Annotated in this window: 18 protein-coding genes; 8 read left to right on the plus strand and 10 right to left on the minus strand. The window is 50.5% G+C overall.

Translation table 11 applies throughout. The features are described from left to right. Positions 1 to 35 precede the first annotated feature (35 nt). The gene (locus FHS77_RS12310; RefSeq protein WP_184223800.1) at positions 36 to 1,859 is read left to right on the plus strand and encodes an ABC transporter ATP-binding protein; all 1,824 of its coding nucleotides are present in this window, start codon (positions 36 to 38) and stop codon (positions 1,857 to 1,859) included. Positions 1,860 to 2,041: 182 nt separating this feature from the next. Further along, on the plus strand, positions 2,042 to 3,097 hold the full coding sequence (locus FHS77_RS12315; RefSeq protein WP_374786264.1) for a P1 family peptidase: 1,056 nt from the start codon (positions 2,042 to 2,044) through the stop codon (positions 3,095 to 3,097). A 68-nt stretch (positions 3,098 to 3,165) separates the two neighbouring features. On the opposite strand, the gene lptE is transcribed toward FHS77_RS12315, so the two are convergent. Both lptE and leuS read right to left on the minus strand, forming a co-directional pair. Next, positions 3,166 to 3,741 carry an LPS assembly lipoprotein LptE gene (gene lptE / locus FHS77_RS12320; RefSeq protein WP_184223804.1) on the minus strand — a complete coding sequence of 192 codons (576 nt, stop codon included), beginning with the start codon at positions 3,739 to 3,741 and terminating at the stop codon, positions 3,166 to 3,168. Continuing rightward, positions 3,728 to 6,355, minus strand: a complete 2,628-nt coding sequence (gene leuS / locus FHS77_RS12325; protein WP_184223806.1) for a leucine--tRNA ligase — start codon at positions 6,353 to 6,355, stop codon at positions 3,728 to 3,730. Before leuS ends, lptE begins: the two co-directional genes overlap by 14 nt. 152 nt (positions 6,356 to 6,507) lie before the next feature. On the opposite strand from leuS, the gene FHS77_RS12330 reads away from it, so the two are divergent. Then, positions 6,508 to 7,200, plus strand: coding sequence for a YggS family pyridoxal phosphate-dependent enzyme (locus FHS77_RS12330; RefSeq protein ID WP_184223808.1), 693 nt, complete (start codon positions 6,508 to 6,510; stop codon positions 7,198 to 7,200). 208 nt (positions 7,201 to 7,408) lie between these two features. After that, on the plus strand, positions 7,409 to 9,364 hold the full coding sequence (acs, locus tag FHS77_RS12335) for an acetate--CoA ligase (protein WP_184223810.1): 1,956 nt from the start codon (positions 7,409 to 7,411) through the stop codon (positions 9,362 to 9,364). A gap of 104 nt (positions 9,365 to 9,468) precedes the next feature. On the opposite strand, the gene FHS77_RS12340 is transcribed toward acs, so the two are convergent. Then, positions 9,469 to 9,690 (minus strand): DUF1674 domain-containing protein, encoded by a 222-nt coding sequence (locus FHS77_RS12340; RefSeq protein ID WP_184223812.1) that lies wholly within the window; start codon positions 9,688 to 9,690, stop codon positions 9,469 to 9,471. A gap of 145 nt (positions 9,691 to 9,835) precedes the next feature. Here FHS77_RS12340 and htpX point away from each other — a divergent pair, with 145 nt between their 5' ends. From htpX to purH, 4 genes are all read left to right on the plus strand, one after another. After that, positions 9,836 to 10,792, plus strand: a complete 957-nt coding sequence (gene htpX, locus FHS77_RS12345) for a zinc metalloprotease HtpX (RefSeq protein ID WP_184223814.1) — start codon at positions 9,836 to 9,838, stop codon at positions 10,790 to 10,792. 56 nt (positions 10,793 to 10,848) lie between these two features. After that, on the plus strand, positions 10,849 to 12,183 hold the full coding sequence (locus FHS77_RS12350) for an RsmB/NOP family class I SAM-dependent RNA methyltransferase (RefSeq protein ID WP_184223815.1): 1,335 nt from the start codon (positions 10,849 to 10,851) through the stop codon (positions 12,181 to 12,183). Between the two features lie 187 nt (positions 12,184 to 12,370). Then, positions 12,371 to 14,086 (plus strand): heparinase II/III domain-containing protein, encoded by a 1,716-nt coding sequence (locus tag FHS77_RS12355; protein WP_184223817.1) that lies wholly within the window; start codon positions 12,371 to 12,373, stop codon positions 14,084 to 14,086. A gap of 140 nt (positions 14,087 to 14,226) precedes the next feature. Next, positions 14,227 to 15,843 carry a bifunctional phosphoribosylaminoimidazolecarboxamide formyltransferase/IMP cyclohydrolase gene (gene purH / locus FHS77_RS12360; protein WP_184223819.1) on the plus strand — a complete coding sequence of 539 codons (1,617 nt, stop codon included), beginning with the start codon at positions 14,227 to 14,229 and terminating at the stop codon, positions 15,841 to 15,843. A gap of 92 nt (positions 15,844 to 15,935) precedes the next feature. Here purH and FHS77_RS12365 read toward each other — a convergent pair whose 3' ends face one another. The 7 genes from FHS77_RS12365 to ffh all read right to left on the minus strand — a co-directional run bounded on the left by FHS77_RS12365 (position 15,936) and on the right by ffh (position 22,152). Beyond that, positions 15,936 to 17,333, minus strand: coding sequence for an MFS transporter (locus tag FHS77_RS12365; protein WP_184223821.1), 1,398 nt, complete (start codon positions 17,331 to 17,333; stop codon positions 15,936 to 15,938). A 39-nt stretch (positions 17,334 to 17,372) separates the two neighbouring features. Then, a complete protein-coding gene (locus FHS77_RS12370) occupies positions 17,373 to 18,020 on the minus strand; it encodes a TPM domain-containing protein (RefSeq protein ID WP_184223823.1) in 648 nt (215 codons plus the stop codon). A gap of 13 nt (positions 18,021 to 18,033) precedes the next feature. Next, complete coding sequence (locus FHS77_RS12375; protein ID WP_184223825.1) at positions 18,034 to 18,912, minus strand: TPM domain-containing protein; 879 nt, start codon at positions 18,910 to 18,912, stop codon at positions 18,034 to 18,036. Between the two features lie 36 nt (positions 18,913 to 18,948). Then, on the minus strand, positions 18,949 to 19,569 hold the full coding sequence (locus tag FHS77_RS12380) for a LemA family protein (protein WP_184223826.1): 621 nt from the start codon (positions 19,567 to 19,569) through the stop codon (positions 18,949 to 18,951). 208 nt (positions 19,570 to 19,777) lie between these two features. Further along, complete coding sequence (gene rpsP, locus FHS77_RS12385) at positions 19,778 to 20,182, minus strand: 30S ribosomal protein S16 (protein ID WP_184223828.1); 405 nt, start codon at positions 20,180 to 20,182, stop codon at positions 19,778 to 19,780. Between the two features lie 75 nt (positions 20,183 to 20,257). Then, positions 20,258 to 20,569 (minus strand): chorismate mutase, encoded by a 312-nt coding sequence (locus FHS77_RS12390; protein ID WP_184223830.1) that lies wholly within the window; start codon positions 20,567 to 20,569, stop codon positions 20,258 to 20,260. Positions 20,570 to 20,571: 2 nt separating this feature from the next. After that, positions 20,572 to 22,152, minus strand: coding sequence for a signal recognition particle protein (ffh, locus tag FHS77_RS12395; RefSeq protein WP_184223833.1), 1,581 nt, complete (start codon positions 22,150 to 22,152; stop codon positions 20,572 to 20,574). Positions 22,153 to 22,631: the final 479 nt, after the last annotated feature.

A 22,631-nucleotide genomic window follows, 5' to 3' on the forward strand; every position in this document is an offset into this window, starting at 1 on the left:
CATCGCATAAAATTTGAAACTTTGGGAGATCCATCATGACAACAACAAAGGCTGTCTCTCCGGTATTGTCAGTTGAAAATCTGACCACCAGCTTTTTGAGTGAAGGACAATGGAAATCCGTTGTCCGTGATATCTCCTTTACCGTAAATCCGGGTGAAACTGTTGCTGTGGTGGGTGAATCCGGTTCCGGTAAAAGTGTCACCTCCTTATCAGTCATGCAATTATTGCCGCGCGACACCAGCCGAATTGGGGGGCGTGTGCTTCTCAATGGCAAAGACTTGCTGCAACTGCCGGAAGCGCAAATGCGCAAAGTACGCGGCAATGATATTGCGATGATTTTTCAAGAGCCGATGACATCGCTAAACCCGCTTTTCACCATTGGCGATCAGATATCGGAAGCGCTATTATGCCACCGTAATATGAGCCATGAAGAAGCAAAAGCCGAAACGATCCGGCTGCTTGACCGTGTGCGCATTCCATCAGCTGCCAGCCGTTTCGATGAATATCCGCATCGTTTCTCTGGCGGCATGCGCCAGCGCGTGATGATTGCAATGGCACTTGCCAGCCGCCCCAAACTGTTGATTGCCGATGAGCCGACCACCGCATTGGATGTCACCATTCAAGGCCAAATTCTCGATCTCATCAAAACCTTGCAGGAAGAGGAAGGCACATCAGTGCTGTTCATCACCCATGACATGGGTGTCGTTGCCGAAATTGCTGATCGTACTGTGGTGATGTTCCGTGGCGAGGCTGTTGAGAGCGGTGACACTGCCGATATTTTCAATCACTCCAAACATCCCTATACACGAGCGCTGCTTTCTGCTGTGCCTATGCTCGGTTCAATGAAACCTTATGACCGGCCTTTGCGCTTTCCCGATCTTGATCCCAAGACCGGTTTACCGGGGGAGCCTGTTGTCTCTGCCGATACAGTCGACCATCAATCAGCACCGGTGCTGGAAGTTAAAAATTTAAGCAAACGCTTTGACATTCATGCAGGTCTCATGGGGCGGTTACAGGGTCGCGTTCACGCTATTGAAGATGTCAGCTTCGCGCTGCAACCGGGCGAAACCCTGTCATTGGTGGGTGAATCGGGATGTGGAAAATCCACCACCGCGCGCGCTGTAATGCGCCTTATTCAACCGGACGAAGGCGTTATCCGGCTTGACGGACAAGATATTTCGGCCATGGATCATAAGGAACTGCGCCAAATCCGCCATAAAATGCAGATGATTTTCCAGGATCCTTTTGCCAGCCTTAATCCGCGCATGCGTGTGGGGGCAACGATTGCCGAGCCTTATCTTGAGCATAAGATGGGAACAAAAGCGCAAGCGGAAAAAATCGTCGCTGACTTATTGCTGCGTGTCGGACTAACACCGGACATGGCCAAGCGTTTTCCGCATGAGTTTTCGGGGGGGCAGCGCCAGCGCATTTGCATTGCACGTGCGCTGGCGATGGATCCAAAGGTTATTGTTGCCGATGAATCTGTCTCCGCACTTGATGTCTCCATCAAAGCACAAGTGATCAATCTGATGCTTGAACTGCAAGCCAATCTCAAACTTGCTTATCTTTTCATCAGTCACGACATGGCAGTAGTCGAGCGCGTCAGCCACCGTGTGGCGGTGATGTATCTGGGCGAGATTGTCGAGATCGGCAAACGGGCGGAAATTTTCGAAAACCCGCAACACCCATATACCAAGAAACTCTTATCTGCTGTGCCAATCCCTGATCCGGAGCGCCGCCATTTACGTCGTATGATGCAAGTGGATGAATTAAAAAGTCCGGTGCGTTCACCAGACTATCAACCGGCACCACGCCAATATCAGCAACTCTCCGAGCATCATTTTGTCCAACTGAATTAACCACAAAGCATTCATAAAAATCAGTAGCTTACAGCGATTTATCGTAGCGAAAGATTTTTCTCTGGGATAATGTCACATCCAACAAACAATAAGATGATGATAAAACCGGAGGAAAATCATTGGATCGTAGAAATTTCACCAAGTCACTCATTGGTCTTGGCGCTGCTGGTGTCGGCACTGTTATGTCTGCCGGCATGGCAAATGCCGCTCAGACAAAGGAAACCGCAATGGAATTGACAGCACTTTTGGGCGGCTCGATTGTTGACGTTCCAGGTATCAAGCTTGGCCACCACACGCTTTCCACCCGTCCGACCGGCTGTAGTGTTCTTTTATGTGAAGAAGGCGCAACAGCAGGCGTCGACGTACGCGGTTCCGCACCTGGGACCCGTGAAACAGACCTGCTCGACCCGATCAATATGGTTGATCGCGTGCATGCTGTCATGCTTTCGGGCGGCAGCGCCTATGGCCTGGATGCGGCAAGCGGCGTGATGCGCTATCTGGAAGAAAACAAAATCGGTTTTAAAATCGGCAATGGAGTTGTGCCAATTGTTCCGGCAGCGATTCTGATGGATTTAGGCGTTGGAGATTTTTCCATCCGTCCTGATGCAGAAGCTGGTTATCAGGCATGTCTTGCAGCCAACACAACTGAAAGTGCTGAGGGCAATGTGGGTGCCGGTGCCGGTGCAACCGTCGGCAAAATGTTTGGCCCTGACTTCTCCATGAAGGGTGGCCTTGGTACTGCCAGTTATAAAGTTCCGGGCACGGAAGTGGTTGTTGGTGCGATTGTTGCTGTCAACGCCGTCGGAGATGTTTACGATCCGCGCACCAACCAGATTATTGCCGGTGCACGCAATGAAGACGGCAACGGCTTCCGCGACACTGTTGGCGCGATCATGAACGGCCGCAATGTGGTGAAAGCCGTAGGTGCTAACACCACCATTGGTGCAATTGCCACCAACGTGCCATTCAATAAAGCTCAGCTGAAGAAAATCGCTGAAATGGCGCATGACGGCTTTGCCCGCAGCATCAACCCGATCCATACAATGTCGGATGGCGATACTATTTTCGCACTTTCCACCGGCAAGCTGGAAGGTGTTGAGGGCAATGTCACATCAATCGGCACTATTGCTGCTTTTGTAATGGCGCAAGCCGTTGCGCGAGCCGTCATGGCAGCTGAGAGCCTGAACGAATATAATCTGCCAGCATGGCGTGATTATGTGGCCAAAGCCTCCAATTAATCAGCAATACGAAAAAGCCCCGCTCTGAAATCTCAGAGCGGGGCTTTTTAATAAACTTGTTTCGAAACTTAAAGCTTCGACAAATCCTGTGCCAGTGACAAGAAAATCTGCTCGGCCAATTCCTCAGCCGCACGTTTTTGTGCATCACGTTCAGCACGCAGATTTGCAAATTCCTGACGCGGGCGGTCAAAGGAAGCAAAAACTGTACGCTTGCCACGAGCAACCGGCTTACCCTGATTATCGAGCAAAACATAATCAGAGAATGCACGAACGGAGCCAGCAGAAGGACGACCGGTGCGGTCTGTTTTGTCGCCCACATCCACAGTGACAGCCGAAACAGTGGTTTTATTCAAACCCATGCGCAGCTTGTAAGCCGGATATTGTGGCTCACCCGCTCCGCCACCGAGCAAGAAAATCAAACGGTTACGTACGGCCTGCTGAAAAATGTCATTTGCCGGCTCGATCGAAACTGATGCCAGTTTGGAACGCATATCAGGTGTAACACCCGCACCAATTTCCCCCGTACTGCCTCCTGAATAAAGCGGCTGAACGGTACATCCGGCAACAGCCACAGCCATTATCACAAGTGTGATAAGGCTGCGAACCGGTGAAGTGACTTTTTTAATGCAGTCAGGCAACGACATTGACGATCCTTTGTGGCACTACAATGATCTTTTTAGGTGCGTTGCCCTGAAGGGCATGTTTCACGAAATCGAGTTCGAGCACCGCTTGCTGAATAGCAGATTGATCTGCATCGCGCGCGATTGTCAAATCCCCTTTTCGTTTACCGTTGATTTGAACAGGTAAAACCACATCATTTTCAACAATCAATCCCGGATTGAACTGAGGCCATGCTGCTTCAGACACCAATGTTGCTTTACCATTAATGGTACCGCCCAGTGTTTTGGAGCATTCTTCAGCCAGATGCGGCATCATTGGAGCAATCATAACCAGCAGAATTTCAATGGCTTCGCGAACTGCACTCTTCAATGCATCATCGGCCTCACCGTTTTTAACCTGCTGCAAGGCACCTGAAAGCGCATTCACCAGCTCATAAAGACGGGCAACTGCACGGTTGAAGGCCAGCTTTTCCAAATCTTCGCCAACAGCCTGAAGCACTTTATGCGCAGCCTTGGAAACCTGAGCTGCATCACCTTCCAGTGCGGCTTTTGGTGTAGCATTCTTCAAGGCATCAGCGGCTTCGCTGACCACACGCCAAACGCGTTGTACAAAGCGATGCGCACCTTCTGCACCAGCTTCTGTCCAGATCACGTCACGTTCCGGCGGACTGTCGGAAAGCATAAACCAGCGCGCGGTGTCAGCACCATAAGACGAAATAATATCATCCGGATCGACAACGTTTTTCTTCGACTTCGACATTTTTTCAATCGAGCCGATGTCCACTTTCGCGCCTGTATCGAGCATTGTGGCAACACGCACACCATCCTGCTCGTCAAAGCGGATTTCAGCCGGTGATACCCACTGACCATCGCATTTATAGGTTTCGTGCACCACCATGCCTTGTGTGAACAAGCCCTTGAACGGCTCTTCCACATTCAGGTGACCGGTCGCTTTCATCGCACGGGTAAAGAAGCGCGAATAAAGCAAATGCAGGATCGCGTGCTCAATACCACCGATATATTGATCAACCGGCAGCCAGCCATCAACGGCTTTCAGATTGGTTGGTTCATTTTCAAACGGCGCGGTAAAGCGTGCAAAATACCATGATGAATCGACAAATGTGTCCATCGTATCGGTTTCACGGCGGGCATCGCCACCACAGCTCGGGCATTTCACATGACGCCAGCTTTCATGACGATCAAGCGGGTTACCCGGACGATCAAATGTCACATCATCCGGCAGTTTCACCGGCAAATCCGCACGTTTAACCGGCTGCACACCACAAGCATCACAATGGATCATCGGGATCGGGCACCCCCAATAACGCTGACGGGAAATACCCCAATCGCGCAAACGGAACTGAACCTTACGCTTGCCCTGTGGCTGACCATCAAGCTGCTGCGCTTCCAGCTTTTCAGCGACTTTTTGGAAAGCATCCTGCGGTGTCAATCCATCAAGGAACTGCGAGTTGAACATAATGCCATCATCAGAATAAGCATCTTTATCAACGCTGAATGTTGCTGCGTCTGCACCTTTTGGCAACACGACAGGACGTACCGGCAATGAATATTTATTGGCAAAATCCAAGTCGCGCTGATCATGCGCAGGGCAGCCGAAAACAGCGCCTGTACCATATTCCATCAGCACGAAATTGGCGACATAGACCGGCAAGGTCCAGTTGTCGTCAAATGGATGCTTGACGCGAAGACCGGTATCGAAACCCTGCTTCTCAATGGTTTCAAGTGTCGCCACGGAAGTGCCATGGTGATGGCATTCAGCGATGAAGTCGGTCAAAGCTGCATTATTAGGCGCGAGTTTTTTGGCCAGCGGATGATCCGCAGCAATCGCGATAAAAGATGCACCAAACAAAGTGTCCGGACGGGTGGTGTAAACTTCAATCTCACCAGCTTCGCCGCTCTTTGCATCAAGTTCAAAACGCAGTTGCAGACCTTCGGATTTACCAATCCAGTTTTTCTGCATCAGGCGAACTTTTTCAGGCCACTGGTCAAGCGTATCAAGGGCTGCCAACAGCTCTTCATTATAATCTGTGATTTTAAAGAACCACTGGGTCAGCTCACGCTGCTCAACCAGAGCGCCGGAACGCCAGCCACGACCATCAACCACCTGCTCATTGGCAAGCACTGTGTTGTCAACCGGATCCCAGTTTACTTTTGATGTTTTACGGGTCACCAGACCCTTTTCAAACATATCAAGGAACAGCATCTGCTGGCGATGATAATAATCCACATCACAGGTCGCAAATTCGCGTGACCAGTCCAGCGACAAGCCCATCGATTTCAGCTGACGCTTCATCGTAGCGATGTTCTGATAGGTCCACTCTTTCGGGTGTACTTTATTCTGCATCGCGGCGTTTTCAGCAGGCATACCAAAAGCATCCCAGCCCATAGGGTGCAGCACATTGAAACCACGCGCGCGTTTGTAACGTGCGACCACGTCACCCATAGCATAGTTGCGCACATGTCCCATATGAATACGACCTGACGGATATGGGAACATTTCCAGCACGTAATATTTTTCGCGCGGATCATCATTATCCGTTTCGAAGGTCTTTGCCTCGTCCCAGACTTTCTGCCAATGGGCTTCAGTAGTGCGGGGATTATAACGTTCGGTTGCCATGGCCGTATTTACTCGTACAAAGGGGATGAATAAAGAGTCTCAAACTTAGTTGCCGGAGCTTCATCACGGATTGAGATAAGCGTCAAGTTTTTGGCGCGATTAACACGCATTTCTATCGAAAAAATCCGGTTTTATGACCTGAAAGGTGCAAAATGTCCTCACACGCCTCCCAAATCACGCAAGCACTCAATTCTGTTCGTCATGCGCTTGATTTAGCCACACGCGAAGCAAAACGTAAAGCCAACTCAGTATCGCTGATTGCAGTTTCCAAATTTTTTGATGCTGACAGCATTCGCCCTGCCCTTGAAAACGGCCAGCGTATTTTTGGCGAGAACCGCGTTCAGGAAGCCCAAAACAAATGGCCAAAATTGCGTGAAGAGTATCAGGGGATCGAATTGCACCTTATCGGCCCGCTGCAATCAAATAAAACTGCGGAAGCAGTAGCTCTTTTTGATGTCATCCAAACCATCGACCGCGAAAAGATTGCTGCCGCCATTTCCCAAGAGATTAAAAAACATGGTCGCGCACCAAAGCTTTATGTGCAGGTAAATACGGGGCTTGAGCCACAAAAAGCCGGCATTTCCCCATTGGAAACTGTAGCTTTTGTCAAACGCTGCCGTGAAGAACACGGCCTGCAAATTGAGGGTTTAATGTGCATTCCGCCGGTTGACGAAAATCCAGGCCCGCATTTTGCATTATTACAAAAACTTGCCCGCGAAGCTGGCGTTGAGAAACTGTCGATGGGCATGTCATCTGACTATGAAACGGCCATCGCTTTTGGCGCAACTTCCGTACGCGTCGGCTCAGCTATCTTCGGTGTCCGCCCACAAAACGCCGCTGAATAGGCCGGTTAAAAACAAATACAACTGGCAGGTTTCGATATAAGCTGGCCAGTTGTAACATCTGCGTCACTTTGCGTGCACTTAACGCCTTTGTCTAACTTTACCTCTGACCTGTGCCGTTTATAAATAGAAAAAATGATAATGATGATTTAAGGGAATCATCGCTCATACCGGCTTTTGGGAGATTTGCCGGTTATAAACGGAGGAACTCATGTCAGAAAAGCTGTATCCTGTTTTGCCGGGAGCTAAAGCCAATACGCATATGGACGAGGCCACCTATCAAGCGTGGTATCAGGAAAGTATCACTGATCCGGAGGCGTTCTGGGGCAAACACGGGAAGCGCATCGACTGGTTCAAGCCTTACACCAAAGTGAAGAACACTTCCTTTGATGGCGATATCTCCATCAAATGGTTCGAGGACGGCATCACCAATATTGCCTATAACTGTATTGATCGCCACTTAGAAACACGCGGCGATCAGGTTGCGATTATCTGGGAAGGCGACAATCCCTATATCGATAAGAAAATCACTTATCGCGAACTGCATGAAAATGTCTGCCGCCTAGCCAATGTACTGAAAGATAACGGCGTTAAAAAAGGTGATCGCGTCACCATTTATCTGCCGATGATTCCGGAAGCCGCTTATGCAATGCTTGCTTGTGCCCGCATTGGCGCGGTACATTCTATCGTCTTTGCTGGTTTTTCACCGGAAGCTCTCGCCGGTCGTATTGTCGATTGTCAGTCAACTTTTGTCATCACTTCCGATGAGGGTGTTCGCGGCGGTAAACCAATCGCACTGAAAGAAAATACTGATAAAGCCATCGATATTGCTGCCAAGCAATTCGTTATGGTCAACAAGGTGCTGGTTGTGCGCCGCACAGGCGGCAAAATCAGCTGGGGCCCGGGTCGAGATCTCTGGTATCATCAGGAAATTGCCAAGGCTTCACCTGTTTGCGAACCGGAGCCAATGAATGCGGAAGATCCGCTTTTCATCCTTTACACTTCCGGCTCGACCGGCAAGCCAAAAGGCGTACTGCATACAACCGGCGGTTATCTCGTCTATGCATCTATGACCCATCAATATGTCTTTGATTATCAGGACGGCGATGTTTATTGGTGCACGGCAGATGTGGGCTGGGTTACCGGTCACTCTTATCTGGTCTATGGCCCGCTGGCCAATGGCGCAACGACATTGATGTTTGAAGGCGTGCCTAATTTCCCTGATTACGGTCGTTTCTGGGAAGTGGTCGACAAGCATCACGTTAATATTTTCTACACCGCACCAACTGCTATTCGCGCATTAATGGGTGCAGGCGATGAATTTGTCACCCACTCTTCCCGCTCCTCTCTGCGTCTGCTTGGCTCAGTTGGCGAGCCAATCAATCCGGAAGCATGGGAATGGTATTATAATGTGGTTGGCGATCAGCGCTGCCCGATTGTCGATACATGGTGGCAGACCGAAACCGGCGGCATTCTGATTAGTCCGCTGCCGGGTGCAACGGATTTGAAACCGGGCTCAGCTACACGCCCATTCTTCGGCATCAAGCCGCAAATCGTCGATAATGAAGGCGGAGTGCTGGAAGGCGTCACCGACGGTAACCTGTGCATCGTGGATTCTTGGCCATCACAGGCAAGAACGCTTTATGGCGATCATGCCCGCTTTAAAGAGGCTTATTTCACCACCTATCCGGGCAAATACTTCTCCGGTGACGGCGTGCGTCGTGACGAAGATGATTATTACTGGATCACCGGTCGCGTCGATGACGTATTGAACATTTCCGGTCACCGTATGGGAACGGCTGAAATTGAATCAGCACTGGTTTCGCATCATGACGTGTCCGAAGCAGCCGTTGTAGGCTATCCGCACGCCATTAAGGGACAGGGCATTTATTGCTATGTCACGCTGATGTCGGATGCCGAAACTAAAGATCAGGAAGAATTGCGCAAAGAACTGATTGCGCATGTGCGCACCGAGATCGGGCCGATTGCAACACCGGATAAAATCCAGTTCGCACCTGGATTGCCTAAAACACGTTCCGGTAAAATCATGCGCCGTATCTTGCGCAAAATTGCCGAAGATGATTTCGGCACATTAGGCGACACCTCTACCCTTGCTGATCCGGCAGTGGTGGATGATCTCATCGATCAGCGCCAGAACAAAAAATAATTTTAAAGCTTATACAAGTTAGCTTTGGATCAAAAAAGAAGGCCGGTTTATCCGGCCTTTTTCATATTTATCTATTATATGAACGCCCGCAGACGGCACTTCATTTAAAAATCAATGGTGCGGCCTTTGATTTCCCAATCACCAAATCGTGCAGGATCTTTACCGCCGCGTCCGCCGATTTCACGCAGGGGTACCGCTTGTTCTTCAACTTTCCGGCGCTCTTCCGCTTCTTTAAGTGCGCGTTGTGCAGCAGGTGGCAAATCGTTAAAATCACGCGCCTTCGCAGCCACGTCCTGCACCTGATCTGCTGCATCACTCTTGGTCATAACCACTATCCCACACTATTATCGACAATAAGTTTAAAAGCTAATTATTGAAGCTTGGCGTTCTGATCCCCATGATATAGGCAAGATCAATTGCTGTGCAAAGTATTTTACGTACTAATTTGCACGAGATTACAGGAGATAGCCAATGAACATGACAAGAACAGCCATGCTGATTGCTTTGATGACAGTCATGTTTATGAGTGTCGGCTATCTTTTGGGCGGCAGCGGCGGCATGATGATTGCACTGCTGATTGCCATTGCCACTAATGCCATCGGCTATTGGAATTCCGACAAAATGGTGCTGCGTATGTATAATGCGCAGGAAGCAGATGAGCGCACCGCGCCCGAATATTTCCGCATTGTCCGTGGCCTTGCCGCCAATGCCGGTTTGCCGACACCTAAAATCTATATCATCCATGAAGATCAGGCCAATGCTTTTGCCACCGGCCGTAATCCGGAAAACGCAGCCGTTGCCGCAACAACAGGCCTTTTACAGCGCTTAACACCGGAAGAAATTGCCGGAGTGATGGCACATGAACTGGCGCATGTGCAAAATCGCGACACATTGACGATGACAATCACTGCCACTTTGGCCGGTGCCATTTCCATGCTCGGCAATTTTGCGCTTTTCTTCAGCGGTAACCGTGAAAACGGCAATAATATTTTAAGCATTATCGGCACGGTTATTGCCATGATTGTTGCCCCTTTTGCCGCTATGATTGTGCAAATGGCTGTCAGTCGTACGCGCGAATATGCAGCCGACCGCCGAGGTGCCGAAATTTGCGGTAATCCGCTTTGGCTCGCTTCCGCCTTGAATAAGATTGCCCGTAGTGCCAAAACGACCGTAAATGAAGAGGCCGAGCACAATCCGGCAACCGCACATATGTTTATTATCAACCCGTTATCTGGACGCGGTGCAGATAATTTGTTTTCAACCCATCCAGATACTGATAATCGCATTGCAGCTTTGCAGCAAATGGCGGCAGAGATGGGCTTTTCTCATTCAGCGCCTTCATCACGTGTTACTCCTGAACCGCCAAGCGGCCCTTGGGGTAATCATGATGATCAGGGCTCAACCGGCTTTAAAGGACCGTGGTCGTGAACCAAACTAACAAAAAAAACGCCGGAAAAAAACGGAATTTCAAACAGCATAATGACATGTTCGACCGTCCGGGTCTGGCAGCGCGTCTTTGTGCGCAGCGCCTGCTTGGCGCAGTCATTGAAAAAAACAGCTCGCTTGACGGCTTGACCGATAATAACTCCGGCAATGCACAATATCTGGCGCTGGAACCGCGTGACCGCTCGCTCGTGCGCGCGATCCTCGGCACATCTTTGCGCAATCGCGGCACGATTGAACAGACAATCCGCCGCTTGCTTGATCGCCCGCTGCCGGAAAATGCCCATTCGCTAAAACATCTTTTGCATGTGGCAACGGCTCAGATCCTTTATCTTTCAGTGCCGGATCACTCGGCAGTTGATTTGGCAGTCACGGCTGCGGACAATGACCCTCGCAACCGCAAATATGCAGGCCTCGTCAACGCTATTTTGCGCCGCATTGTGCGTTCGAAAGAAAAAATACTGGCACATGCTGCCAAAACTGACCAAGCCGCCAATAATGTGCCGGCATGGTTCAATGAAATGCTGATTGCTGCTTATGGCGAGGAAAAAGCTGCCAAGATTTTGCAAATGCAAACCTATGAGCCACCAATTGATCTCACGGTTAAAGGCGACCCGAAACATTGGGCAGAGGTGCTGAACGGCACTGTCTTGCCAAACGGTTCTGTACGTTTGGGCTCGTTTGAGGGCTCGCTCACTGATTTGCAAGGTTTTGAAGACGGCGAATGGTGGGTGCAGGATATGGCTGCGAGCCTGCCCGCCCGCCTCATGGGCGATTTAAAGGGCAAAAAGGTTGCCGATCTTTGCGCAGCACCTGGCGGTAAAACCGCTCAGCTGGCGCTTGCCGGTGCCGATGTCACCGCCCTTGACCTTTCCGCCAATCGTTTAAAAAGGCTGCAAGGCAATTTTGACCGTCTGAAGCTTCCTGTTAAAACACATCAAACCAACCTGATGGATTATGAGCCGGAAGAGCTTTTTGATGCCGTGCTTTTGGATGCCCCTTGCTCGTCCACCGGCACCGTGCGCCGCCATCCTGATGTGCCCTGGACAAAAACACCGGACGATCTGGCAAAGCTTGCAACTGTTCAGGCCAATCTGCTGGCGCGGGCTGTTGATTTCGTCAAACCGGGCGGTATTATCGTTTTCTCCAACTGCTCGCTTGATCCGAAAGAGGGTGAAGACGTCGCAAGAGCAGCGCTTAAAAATCCGGCACTGGAAGCCTGTCCGATCACACCACAAGATTGTGAAGGCATCGAAAACCTCATCATTGATGAAGGTTTTTTGCGCTCGACACCTGCGGATATGCCGCATGAAAATCCGCAACTTGCAGGGATGGACGGTTTTTTTGCAGCCCGTTTTCGCAAAAAATCCACATAGTCAGATATTAAATATCTGATATCCCAATGAATTGTGTGTTTTAACCTATACAGCTCATAGCTGATATGGTTAACACTCGATTCACCATTCTTGTAGCATTATACACTTAGAAGAGAAGGCCAGTGATTTGGCCTTTTGCTGACCGATGACATATGATTCCGTAAATTCAGGCAAGGAGACCGGCCGCGTGACTGTCGCCCTCAGCGAAACCCCGCATTTATGGGGACTGGCTGCCGCACAAACATGGCGGCGCTTCAGTCGTCGTTTGCGTATGGGGCCGCTTTATCGCTGGCGCTTTACCGGTTTTACTCCAGAGCGCATTTTAATTGCGCCGCCTGATTTGCGCGTTGCTGATCCGCAGCTTGCACAAGAATTTTACCACGGACGCTTTGCACTGGCCGGTCGCATGGTTGAAACGGGTGGCTTTTCGCCTTTTGCCGTTGAACCGCCAACTCATGCGTGGGAAGCAGCACTGCACGGTTTTGGCTGGTTGCGCCATATGCGCAGCGCCGAAACCGATCTTGCCAGCGCCAATACACGCGCCCTTGTCGACGATTGGATCAAGCTGCATAGCAAGCGCATTCACGGCACGGCATGGGAGCCGGAAGTTACTGCGCAGCGCATTATCGCATGGCTTCAACATTCTAATCTTATTTTGGAAGGGGCGGAACTACCAGCCTATCGTAAATTCATGCGTTCACTGGCGACGCAAGTGCGTTATTTGCGCACTGTCGCAGCCGTGATGGATGATGGCGAAGAAAAGCTGCGTGCCCGCATTGCGCTTGCCTTTGCCTCTCTTGCCCTGCCAATGTCTCCGGCAACGGTGCGTTCTGCCAAACGCAATCTTGAATATGAGCTGAACCGGCAGATTTTACCCGATGGCGGCCATATTTCGCGCAATCCCGTCACCGTACTTGAATTGCTTGCTGACCTGCTGCCATTGCGCCAAACCTATGCCAATGGCACGGAAACACCACCCAAAGCGCTGATTGAAGCTGTCGAACGCATGCTTCCGGCTTTGCGTTTCTTCCGCCATCAGGATGGAAGCCTTGCACTTTTCAATGGTGTCGGGCCAACCTTGCCAGAGCGTATTATCTCTGTTTTGCGCCATGATGAAACCGCAGGCGCGCCGCTTACACATGCGCCTTATTCCGGCTATGAACGCTTATCGATGGGCTCCACCACGATCATTGCTGATACAGGTCTGCCGCCGCAGGTGACTGCATCGCGTGATGCCCATGCCGGTTGCTTATCATTTGAAATGTCCTCCGGTCGCCAGCGTTATATCGTCAATTCCGGCATTGACCGTTATGGCCCTGCCGAGTTCCGCCCGCTCGGACGCTCGACCGCAGCGCACACCACTGCGACAATCAACGATACCTCATCTTGTCGTTTCAGCCTCAATTCCGGACTGTCCAGAATGCTGGGGACGCCGATCATTGCAGGGCCGACAAAAGTTCACCGTGAGCATATTGAAGAAATCGGCACGCAGGGTTTTCTGGCGCGACATGACGGCTATGCCCGCCTTTTCGGCATCCATCATGAACGCCGCGTCTGCCTCTCGCACAGCGGCAGCATCATTCAAGGCTCCGACCGTTTTTATCGTGAAGACGGCAAACCGATGGGCGCGAAAACCCGCGATCATATTGCCGTGCGTTTTCACATTCACCCTTCCGTTCATGTTGAATTTAACGAAGACGGTTTGCTGGTGCTTTCTGCCGATCGCGATGACACATGGGCATTTTCCTGCTTTGAAATTGCACCGCAGCTGGAAGACTCAATCTTCTTTGCCGGTTTTCGCGGGCCTGTACGTAGCAAGCAAATTGTGCTGCATTTTTCCGGTTCCGAGCTGGAACAGATCAACTGGCAGCTGACACGCATAGCCCTTGGCAATTATGTTTGAGGCAAAACAGCCTCAAAAGCCTAAAATTCAAGCTTTTTGCTATTAAAAGCCAAAAAATCCGGCTTTTAAGATAGGATTCATCCGCCCCTTGTGCTAACCCGCAGCCATCCCCTCCCGTTTCATCAACGAAGAGAATTTCCATGGCTGTTAGTTCCAAACATATCCCTGCTCCTGATCTGTGTCAGGTGCGGCGCGCGCTGCTGTCTGTATCGGATAAAACCGGTCTTATCGAATTTGCTCAAGCTCTGCATGATCAGGGTGTTGAACTGCTGTCCACCGGTGGCACGGCAAAATCAATCGCCGCTGCCGGAATTCCGGTACGCGATGTTTCCGAAATCACTGGTTTTCCGGAAATCATGGATGGTCGCGTCAAGACATTGCATCCATCCGTGCATGGCGCCTTGCTTGCTGTGCGCAATGATCCGGAACATGTCAGCGCCATGGAAGAACACAATATTCATGGCATCGATCTGGCTGTCATCAATCTCTATCCGTTTGAAGAAGTCCGCTATAAAGGCGGCGACTATGACACAACGGTTGAGAATATCGACATCGGCGGCCCTGCAATGATCCGTGCTTCGGCAAAGAACCACGCCTATGTGGCAACGGTTGTTGATCCGGAAGATTACGCGCTTGTGGTTGCTGAGCTGAAGCAAAACAGCGGCTCATTGCCTTACGCATTCCGCCAGCAGCTTGCAGCCAAGGCATTTTCGCGCACTGCCGCTTATGATGCAGCCATTTCCGGCTGGTTTGCTGAAAGCCTCAACCAAGAAGCTCCAAAATGGCGCTCGGTTGCAGGTACTTTGCATTCTGTTATGCGTTATGGCGAAAACCCGCATCAGAAAGCCGGCTTCTACCTGACTGGCGAAAACCGCGCCGGTGTTGCCACCGCAACGCAGCTTCAGGGCAAACAGCTTTCTTATAACAATATCAACGACACCGATGCAGCTTTTGAGCTCGTTGCTGAGTTTGACCCGGCCCGCACCAGTGCGGTGGCCATTATCAAACACGCCAATCCATGCGGTGTTGCAGAAGGCAACAGCATTAAGGATGCTTACCTTAAAGCTTTAGCTTGCGATCCGGTTTCAGCCTTCGGTGGTATTGTTGCTCTCAACAAAACTCTGGATGCAGAAGCAGCCGAGGAAATTGTCAAAATCTTCACTGAAGTGATCATTGCACCAGATGCAACCGAAGAAGCGCAAGCGATCGTTGCAGCCAAGAAAAACCTGCGCCTGCTCACCACCGGTGGCTTGCCTGATCCGCGCGCAGAAGGCGTTTCGGCCAAAACCGTTGCTGGCGGCTTGCTGATCCAGTCACGCGACAACGGCAATATTGATGATCTCGATCTGAAAGTTGTCACCAAGCGCGCGCCAACCGACGCTGAAATGAACGATCTGAAATTCGCGTTCCGCGTTGCCAAGCACGTTAAATCCAACGCAATCGTCTATGTTAAAGACAGTGCAACTGTTGGTGTTGGTGCAGGTCAGATGAGCCGCGTGGATTCTGCCCGCATTGCAGCGCGCAAGGCAGAAGATGCAGCCGAAACAGCTAACTTAGATGCGCCACTCACTAAGGGTTCAGTTGTTGCATCCGATGCGTTCTTCCCGTTTGCAGACGGTCTGCTCTCTGCCATTGAAGCTGGTGCGACCGCTGTTATCCAGCCGGGCGGCTCCATGCGCGATGATGAAGTGATCGCTGCGGCTGATGAACATGGCATTGCCATGGTGATGACCGGCATGCGCCACTTCCGCCACTAAACATTGCGGATAATGTAAAATTAAAAAACCGCCGGAGATAATCCGGCGGTTTTTTTATGAGCATTTCCGGCAAAAACAGGAAGTAAAAAACATCACACTTTTGCCGCTGGATAAGGTGTTCTGGCGATCAATAGTAATCCAGCGATAAAGAACAATAATAACACCGCCATACCGAGACGCGGTGAGCCAAGCGCCATCGTCACTGTCGCCACCATGAAAGGCGCCACAAAACTAGTGGCACGTCCGGCCAATGCGTAAATGCCGAAATAGCGCCCTGCTTCTTCCGGTTTGACACTACATGCAAACCATGAACGCGATGAAGCCTGCACAGGACCAAAGGCAAAACCAATCAGCAAACCATAAACCAGATAGGCACGCTCAGCGCCGGTGGCAAACAGCCCTTCTCCATCCAGACCAAATGTCAAAACTCCGAATAAAGTATAGTCAGTTCCGGTTGAAATAATCCCAACGGTCGCAATCAGCAACAAAATAAGAGACACAATAACAATTGGTTTCGAGCCGAAAAGCGCATCACATCGGCTGGCAATTAAACAGCCGAAAATCGCCACTACATTGAGAATAATGCCAAAAATCCCGACTTCCGTAATCGTCCAGCCAAACATCGCAGCAGCAAAACCACCACCTAGTGCCAGTAACGCGTTGACGCCATCTTGATAAATCATTCGCGCGATTAAAAAACGCATAATACCGGAGCGCTGGCGAACTTCATGCAATGTCGCTTTTAACTCACTTAAACCCGACCGGATTGCAGGCATCAAGCGTGATGCTTTCGGTGCATCAGGCGTGAAGAAAAACATTGGCAGGATGAAGACAAAATACCACAAGGCACTTAATGGCCCCGTAATACGGGCATCTTCACCAGTCAGCGGATCAAGTCCCCACAAAGGCTTGATACCGATCAGCGTAGTGCCGGTTTCGGGCGATGCCGCCAGACATGTGACTACGAAAATCAGCATAATCATGCCACCTAAATAGCCAAGCCCCCATGCAATATTGGAAATGCGGCCAATGTCCTCGCGCTTTACCAAGCGCGGCATCATCGAGTCATTAAAAACAATAGAAAACTCTGCCGCGACGGAGGCAAGGGCAAAAAAGATCAGCACCACCACAAGCGACGAGCCGGGAGCCGCGAACCACAGCATTGCCAGACTGATAATTTTAACGGCGGAAAAAAAGCTGATCCATGGTTTACGCGCACCCGTTTTATCAGCAACCGCGCCCAAAACAGGCGACAAAATAGCAATGATAAATCCGGCTATTGCCACCCCATAGCCCCATGCCGCCTGGCCTTGTGCCGGATCTTCCGCCATGCGGGCAATGAAATAAGGGCCGAAAATAAAAGTAGTCACAACTGTGAAAAACGGCTGTGCTGCCCAATCGAACAACATCCAGCCCAAAATGCCGCGTTTTGGCGTCGCTATAGCGCGTGGCGCGGCCTGTTCCAACTCAACCAAAAAAATTCCTAACATGTTTTTCGGCTGAGCCGGACAATCTTGTCATTACAAGTCTTACAATTCGACCAGCTTATCTTCCAGCTCGTTTTCACTGTTTCCATCATCCGGAAAATGTTTTTTCAGCAATTGGCCTGAAAGGGCAATCGCCTCCACGAAACCATCGCTTAATCTATCGTGTTTGGCGTGGTTCATCAAAACGCCAACAATAGAATTCCACTCTTCCTGCTCCACCTTCGCATGAATACCGGCATCGGCAACCACTTCTGCATAATGTTCAGCCAAGGAAACAAACAGTAATATGCCGGTACGCTGTGAAGTCAGATGCACATTACGCGCTAAAAACTGCTGCATCGCATTGAGATGCGCGCGCTTATAAAGAATGCGGCGTGGCACTAACAAAACCCGTAAACCGGGCAAAAACCACAACAGCAACATCGCGCAAGTGAATGCGCCCAGAATTGCCAAACCAAAGCGCGGTAAAGCAATATCAAACCAATAATAATGCGCCAAAAAGGCCATGACCACAGCGCTTAACAAAATACCGCAGGTAAATACAAAGCCCGCAGCGAAAAAATAATCATCACTGCGACGTGCCAGCACGGCATAAATTTCCCCATTCGTGCCTTTTTCCGCTTCAGCAATGGCTGCGCTGATCCGCTTATGGCCGGTATTGTCAATTTGATGATGTGTTTGATTGCTCATGAAAACTGATCCGTCACCAACTGCCCGAAGCGCCGCCGCCGCCCGATGATCCGCCACCACCGGAAAAACCACCACCGCCACTGCCGCCGCCGAAGCCTCCACCAAAACCACCGCTGCGACCTGAACGGCCGCCACCGGATCCGCCCTGCGAGCGCATATCGAAGGTCATACCCAACCAGACATAACGACCAGGGGCAATTTTCTGCCCGAAAATCGGCACCAAAACCGCCATGCCGAAACCGCCGAAAAATATACTGATCCAGAAAATCAGGAAGACGACTTCAACCCAGTCAACATTATCTGTTGTGCTTTTCGCGTTGCGTTTGGCACGCGCTTGCAATTCGGCACCATCTCCGGAAAGAACAGCAATGATGCCTTCAACACCTTTGTCGATACCGCCGGAATAATCGCCATCGCGGAAGGCCGGCAAGATAATCGTTTGAATAATGACGCTTGAAAGCGCATCGGTCATAATCCCTTCAAGCCCGTAGCCGACTTCAAGCCGCACTTTGCGATCATTGGGTGCAACCACCAGCAAAAGGCCGTTATTTTCTTGCTTTTGCCCCAGTGACCAAGCCCTAAACAACTGATTTGAATAGGTTTCGATATCGGCGCCTTTGAGGCTTGGAACCGTGACCACCACTACCTGATCGGATGATGTCTTTTCAAAATCAGCAAGTTTTGCAACAAGCCGGGCGCGCGTTTGCGGGTCAATCACATTAGCCGCATCGACCACGCGTCCTGTGAGCATAAGTTCAGGTGAAGAACTTGCCTGTGCCCATGCAGCCGTTGCGTTTACACAAAACGCGCTCCAGACAAGCAGCAGCAACAGGCCAGATAAACTGGCCAGTTGGCTTAGCCGTTGACGAAATATGGTGCATGAAGCAGTCATTCAACGATCACCCGTCATTCACGCAGTCACCAAAAATCAGAAATTGACCTTTGGTGCCTGCTGGCTGGCAGCATCAATGCTGAAAGTCGGCATTGGTTCACTATCGCGGAACCAGAACATCTTCCACAGCATGGTCGGCATGGTTTTTAAGCCAGTATTATAAACGCGAACCGCTTCAATATAATCACGGCGTGCAACAGCAATCCGGTTTTCTGTGCCTTCCAGCTGTGACTGCAAAGCCAGGAAATTCTGATTGGCTTTCAGATCAGGATATCTTTCAACCACAACCATCAAGCGCGACAATGCACTGCTCAAATTGGCCTGATTGTCCTGAAACTGTTTAAACATTTCAGGATTATTGAGCATTTCAGGGCTCAATTGCACAGTTGTTGCTTTCGAGCGGGCTTCAATCACTGCGGTCAGTGTTTCCTGCTCATGCGCCGCATAGCCCTTGACGGTTTCCACCAGATTCGGGATCAGGTCGGTACGGCGTTGATACTGGTTCAGCACCTCGCTCCACGCGGCCTTGGCCTTTTCTTCATTGGTTGGAATCGTGTTGAAACCGCAAGCGGACAATAAGGGCATTAAAATCGCAAGGCCGAGAAACAAAGCCAAACGGGAAAATCGGGAACGGGACGCAGTCATCGCAGTGGACATCTATATCTCCTGATAAAGCGCTTGTTTTATCAACCAATAACAAAATTAATCCGGTTCAGTATTCAAGCTATAGGACATTGAGTTTAAACTGAAAAGCGCAAAAGAAAAGCGGCAGATAATCTGCCGCTTTCATATTCTTCATGCAAATCTGTATAAAAGATCAGGCTTTATGCAAAATATCGCTCTGAGCCACGATCCTTGTTACAAATTATTCGCTTGCAGCTTCTTCAGCTGGTGCGGCTGCTGCTGCAGCTGCTTCAGCGGCCTTTGCAGCAGCTTCTTCTTCAGCCTGCTTAGCCATTGCCAAACGTTCCTGAGCTTTTTTGCCTGGAAGACCCTTGGTTGGGTTGTTGCGGGTATCACGCTTGGAAACACCAGCCTGATCCAAGAAGCGCAGTACGCGGTCGGTTGCCTGTGCACCGTGACCGAGCCAATGAGCAGCGCGTTCGCCGTCAACTTTAACGCGTTCAGCGTCTTTAGCAAGCATCGGGTTCCATGAACCGATGATTTCGAGGAAACGACCGTCGCGCGGGCTGCGTGCATCTGCAACTACGATGTGGTAGTAAGGACGCTTTTTAGAACCGGCACGTGCCAAACGAATTTTAAGGGACATAGTTTTTTTTCCTTAGAGTAAATAAGAGATCTGACCGTCAGGACAGAACAATGTTATGCTACGGTTAGCAGCAGTTTAGTTTTCACCGTGGTTAGCGGCGGTATGTTCATGATGCCGAATAACTTCTTTCACGATGAAGTTGAGAAATTTTTCAGCAAAATCGGGATCAAGGTTTGAATCTTGTGCAAGCGCACGAAGACGCGCCACCTGACGCTTTTCACGTTCAGGGTCGGCAGCGGCCAGCCCCTGTTCAGCTTTCAAAATGCCGACGGCTTTGGTGCAGCGAAAACGCTCGGCCAGCATATGAATAAGGGCTGCATCAATATTATCGATTGAGCCACGCAGTGCGAGTAACTCAGCAGGAGTTGTATTTGCTTCGCTCATCATACTCACTTCTTCTTTGGTAAGCCCGGAAGGCCGCCACCAAGACCAGGCAATTTAGGGCCGCCAAGCCCTGGTAAACCACCACCAAGACCCGGAAGACCACCCTTGGTCAGGCCTGCAGCTTCTGCTTGTTTTTGAAGCGCTTCGAGCTGCTTCGGATCCATTTTCGACAGATCAGGCAAACCACCCATTCCACCCCCGAGGCCGCCCATACCGCCACCGAGACCACCAAGCCCCATTTTACCGGCAAGGCCGCCCATCATCTGTTTCATCAGGCCGCCTTTGCCGCCCTTACCCATGGCTTTCATCATATCAGCCATTTGACGATGCATTTTCAAAAGCTTGTTGATGTCGGCAGCATTGGTGCCGGAACCTTTGGCAATACGCTGCTTGCGGCTATGTTTCAGCAAATCAGGGTTTGCGCGCTCAGCTTTGGTCATTGAGCTGATGATTGCCAACTGGCGATCAAAAAGCTTGTCATCCAGACCGGCAGCAGCCATCTGATCTTTTGCCTTGCCCATGCCCGGCATCATACCCATGATACCGCCCATTCCGCCGAGTTTTTTCATCTGACCAAGCTGATCGGCAAGATCATTAAGATCAAATTTGCCGGACTGCATTTTCTTCGCCATTGCCGCCGCTTTTTCAGCATCAATGGTTTCGGAAGCTTTTTCAACGAGGCTGACAATATCGCCCATACCAAGAATACGGTCGGCAATACGCTTTGGATGGAACTCTTCCAGAGCATCCATCTTTTCGCCGGTTGCAATCGCTTTGATCGGCTTGCCGGTAATGGCGCGCATCGAAAGAGCAGCACCACCACGACCATCACCATCCATACGGGTGAGCACGATACCGGTAATACCAACGCGCTCATCAAAATTGCGCGCCAGATTAACGGCATCCTGACCGGTAAGACTATCAGCAACCAGCAAAATTTCATGTGGGTTGGAAGCGGCACGAATTTCGGCCATTTCCACCATCAGCGGCTCGTCAATATGGGTACGACCCGCCGTATCGAGGATCACGACATCATGACCGCCAAGCTTTGCAGCCTGTACGGCACGCGCAGCAATATCAACCGGCGACTGACCGGCAATAATCGGCAAAGTGTCAACGCTAACCTGCTCACCAAGCTGGCGCAGCTGCTCTTGCGCTGCAGGACGACGTGTATCAAGCGACGCCATCAGCACTTTTTTGCGCTGGCGGTCACTCAAACGCTTGGCAAGTTTACCGGTCGTGGTGGTTTTACCAGACCCTTGCAAACCGACCATCATAATGACAACCGGTGCCGGCGCATTCAGATCAATTGAGACACCTTCGGTGCCGAGCATTTCAACCAATTCGTCATGAACGATCTTGACGACCATCTGACCCGGTTTAATGCTTTTGAGAATTTCTGCGCCGACAGCTTTTTCACGAACTTTATCGGTAAAAGAACGAACAACTTCCAGCGACACGTCAGCTTCAATCAGCGCACGCCGCACTTCACGCAGGGCTGCCGATACGTCGCCTTCAGAAAGAGCGCCGCGTCCGGTCAGACCGTTGAGAATAGAGCCTAAGCGCTCCTGAAGTGATTCAAACATTCTTTTTCCTTACAGTTCCGGCAAGCATTACGATAAACACCCGCAGAATGGTTGTTATGCGCCCGAAAGACAAATGAAAAAGCAGCCAAAGCGAAACGACACCCGAGGGCGCATCGCGCTGTCGGATGTGTACCTCCGGGATCGTTTTATACCATTGCGGGTCCCGGTCGGCGGCTCAAACAAATAATCATGTTTGCAGAACAGCCCTGCTTAAAGCGTAAAAATGGCATTGAGTCAAGAATTCCTTAAAAATCCGCTCTTAAACATATATGCAACAGTTAAGCCGAATTCGGCTCTTCACTTGTTGAATAGCAGGTCAAACCGCCCAAAAATGCCATGATGCAGCTATAACTGCCTTATTTTTAGGATTAAGACCCCCGAAACAAAACTATTAGCTGAAATTGATGATGCATTGATCACGATATTTGTTCATGTGATATCAATTTCAACATTAACTCGAATCATTATTCAGGAGATTC

Source organism: Paenochrobactrum gallinarii (assembly GCF_014205685.1).
GTDB classification, from domain to species: domain Bacteria; phylum Pseudomonadota; class Alphaproteobacteria; order Rhizobiales; family Rhizobiaceae; genus Paenochrobactrum; species Paenochrobactrum gallinarii.

Coding starts and splice junctions, on each gene's coding strand:
- leuS (WP_184223806.1), bottom strand. CDS start 6,355: ATGGCAACCGAACGTTATAATCCCCGCACTACTGAAGCCCATTGGCAG.
- FHS77_RS12350 (WP_184223815.1), top strand. CDS start 10,849: ATGTTCGACCGTCCGGGTCTGGCAGCGCGTCTTTGTGCGCAGCGCCTG.
- FHS77_RS12375 (WP_184223825.1), bottom strand. CDS start 18,912: ATGACTGCTTCATGCACCATATTTCGTCAACGGCTAAGCCAACTGGCC.
- rpsP (WP_184223828.1), bottom strand. CDS start 20,182: ATGTCCCTTAAAATTCGTTTGGCACGTGCCGGTTCTAAAAAGCGTCCT.
- FHS77_RS12310 (WP_184223800.1), top strand. CDS start 36: ATGACAACAACAAAGGCTGTCTCTCCGGTATTGTCAGTTGAAAATCTG.
- htpX (WP_184223814.1), top strand. CDS start 9,836: ATGAACATGACAAGAACAGCCATGCTGATTGCTTTGATGACAGTCATG.
- FHS77_RS12365 (WP_184223821.1), bottom strand. CDS start 17,333: ATGTTAGGAATTTTTTTGGTTGAGTTGGAACAGGCCGCGCCACGCGCT.
- FHS77_RS12340 (WP_184223812.1), bottom strand. CDS start 9,690: ATGACCAAGAGTGATGCAGCAGATCAGGTGCAGGACGTGGCTGCGAAG.
- ffh (WP_184223833.1), bottom strand. CDS start 22,152: ATGTTTGAATCACTTCAGGAGCGCTTAGGCTCTATTCTCAACGGTCTG.
- FHS77_RS12315 (WP_374786264.1), top strand. CDS start 2,042: ATGTCTGCCGGCATGGCAAATGCCGCTCAGACAAAGGAAACCGCAATG.
- FHS77_RS12380 (WP_184223826.1), bottom strand. CDS start 19,569: ATGTCCACTGCGATGACTGCGTCCCGTTCCCGATTTTCCCGTTTGGCT.
- FHS77_RS12330 (WP_184223808.1), top strand. CDS start 6,508: ATGTCCTCACACGCCTCCCAAATCACGCAAGCACTCAATTCTGTTCGT.
- FHS77_RS12390 (WP_184223830.1), bottom strand. CDS start 20,569: ATGATGAGCGAAGCAAATACAACTCCTGCTGAGTTACTCGCACTGCGT.
- FHS77_RS12370 (WP_184223823.1), bottom strand. CDS start 18,020: ATGAGCAATCAAACACATCATCAAATTGACAATACCGGCCATAAGCGG.
- lptE (WP_184223804.1), bottom strand. CDS start 3,741: ATGTCGTTGCCTGACTGCATTAAAAAAGTCACTTCACCGGTTCGCAGC.
- purH (WP_184223819.1), top strand. CDS start 14,227: ATGGCTGTTAGTTCCAAACATATCCCTGCTCCTGATCTGTGTCAGGTG.
- acs (WP_184223810.1), top strand. CDS start 7,409: ATGTCAGAAAAGCTGTATCCTGTTTTGCCGGGAGCTAAAGCCAATACG.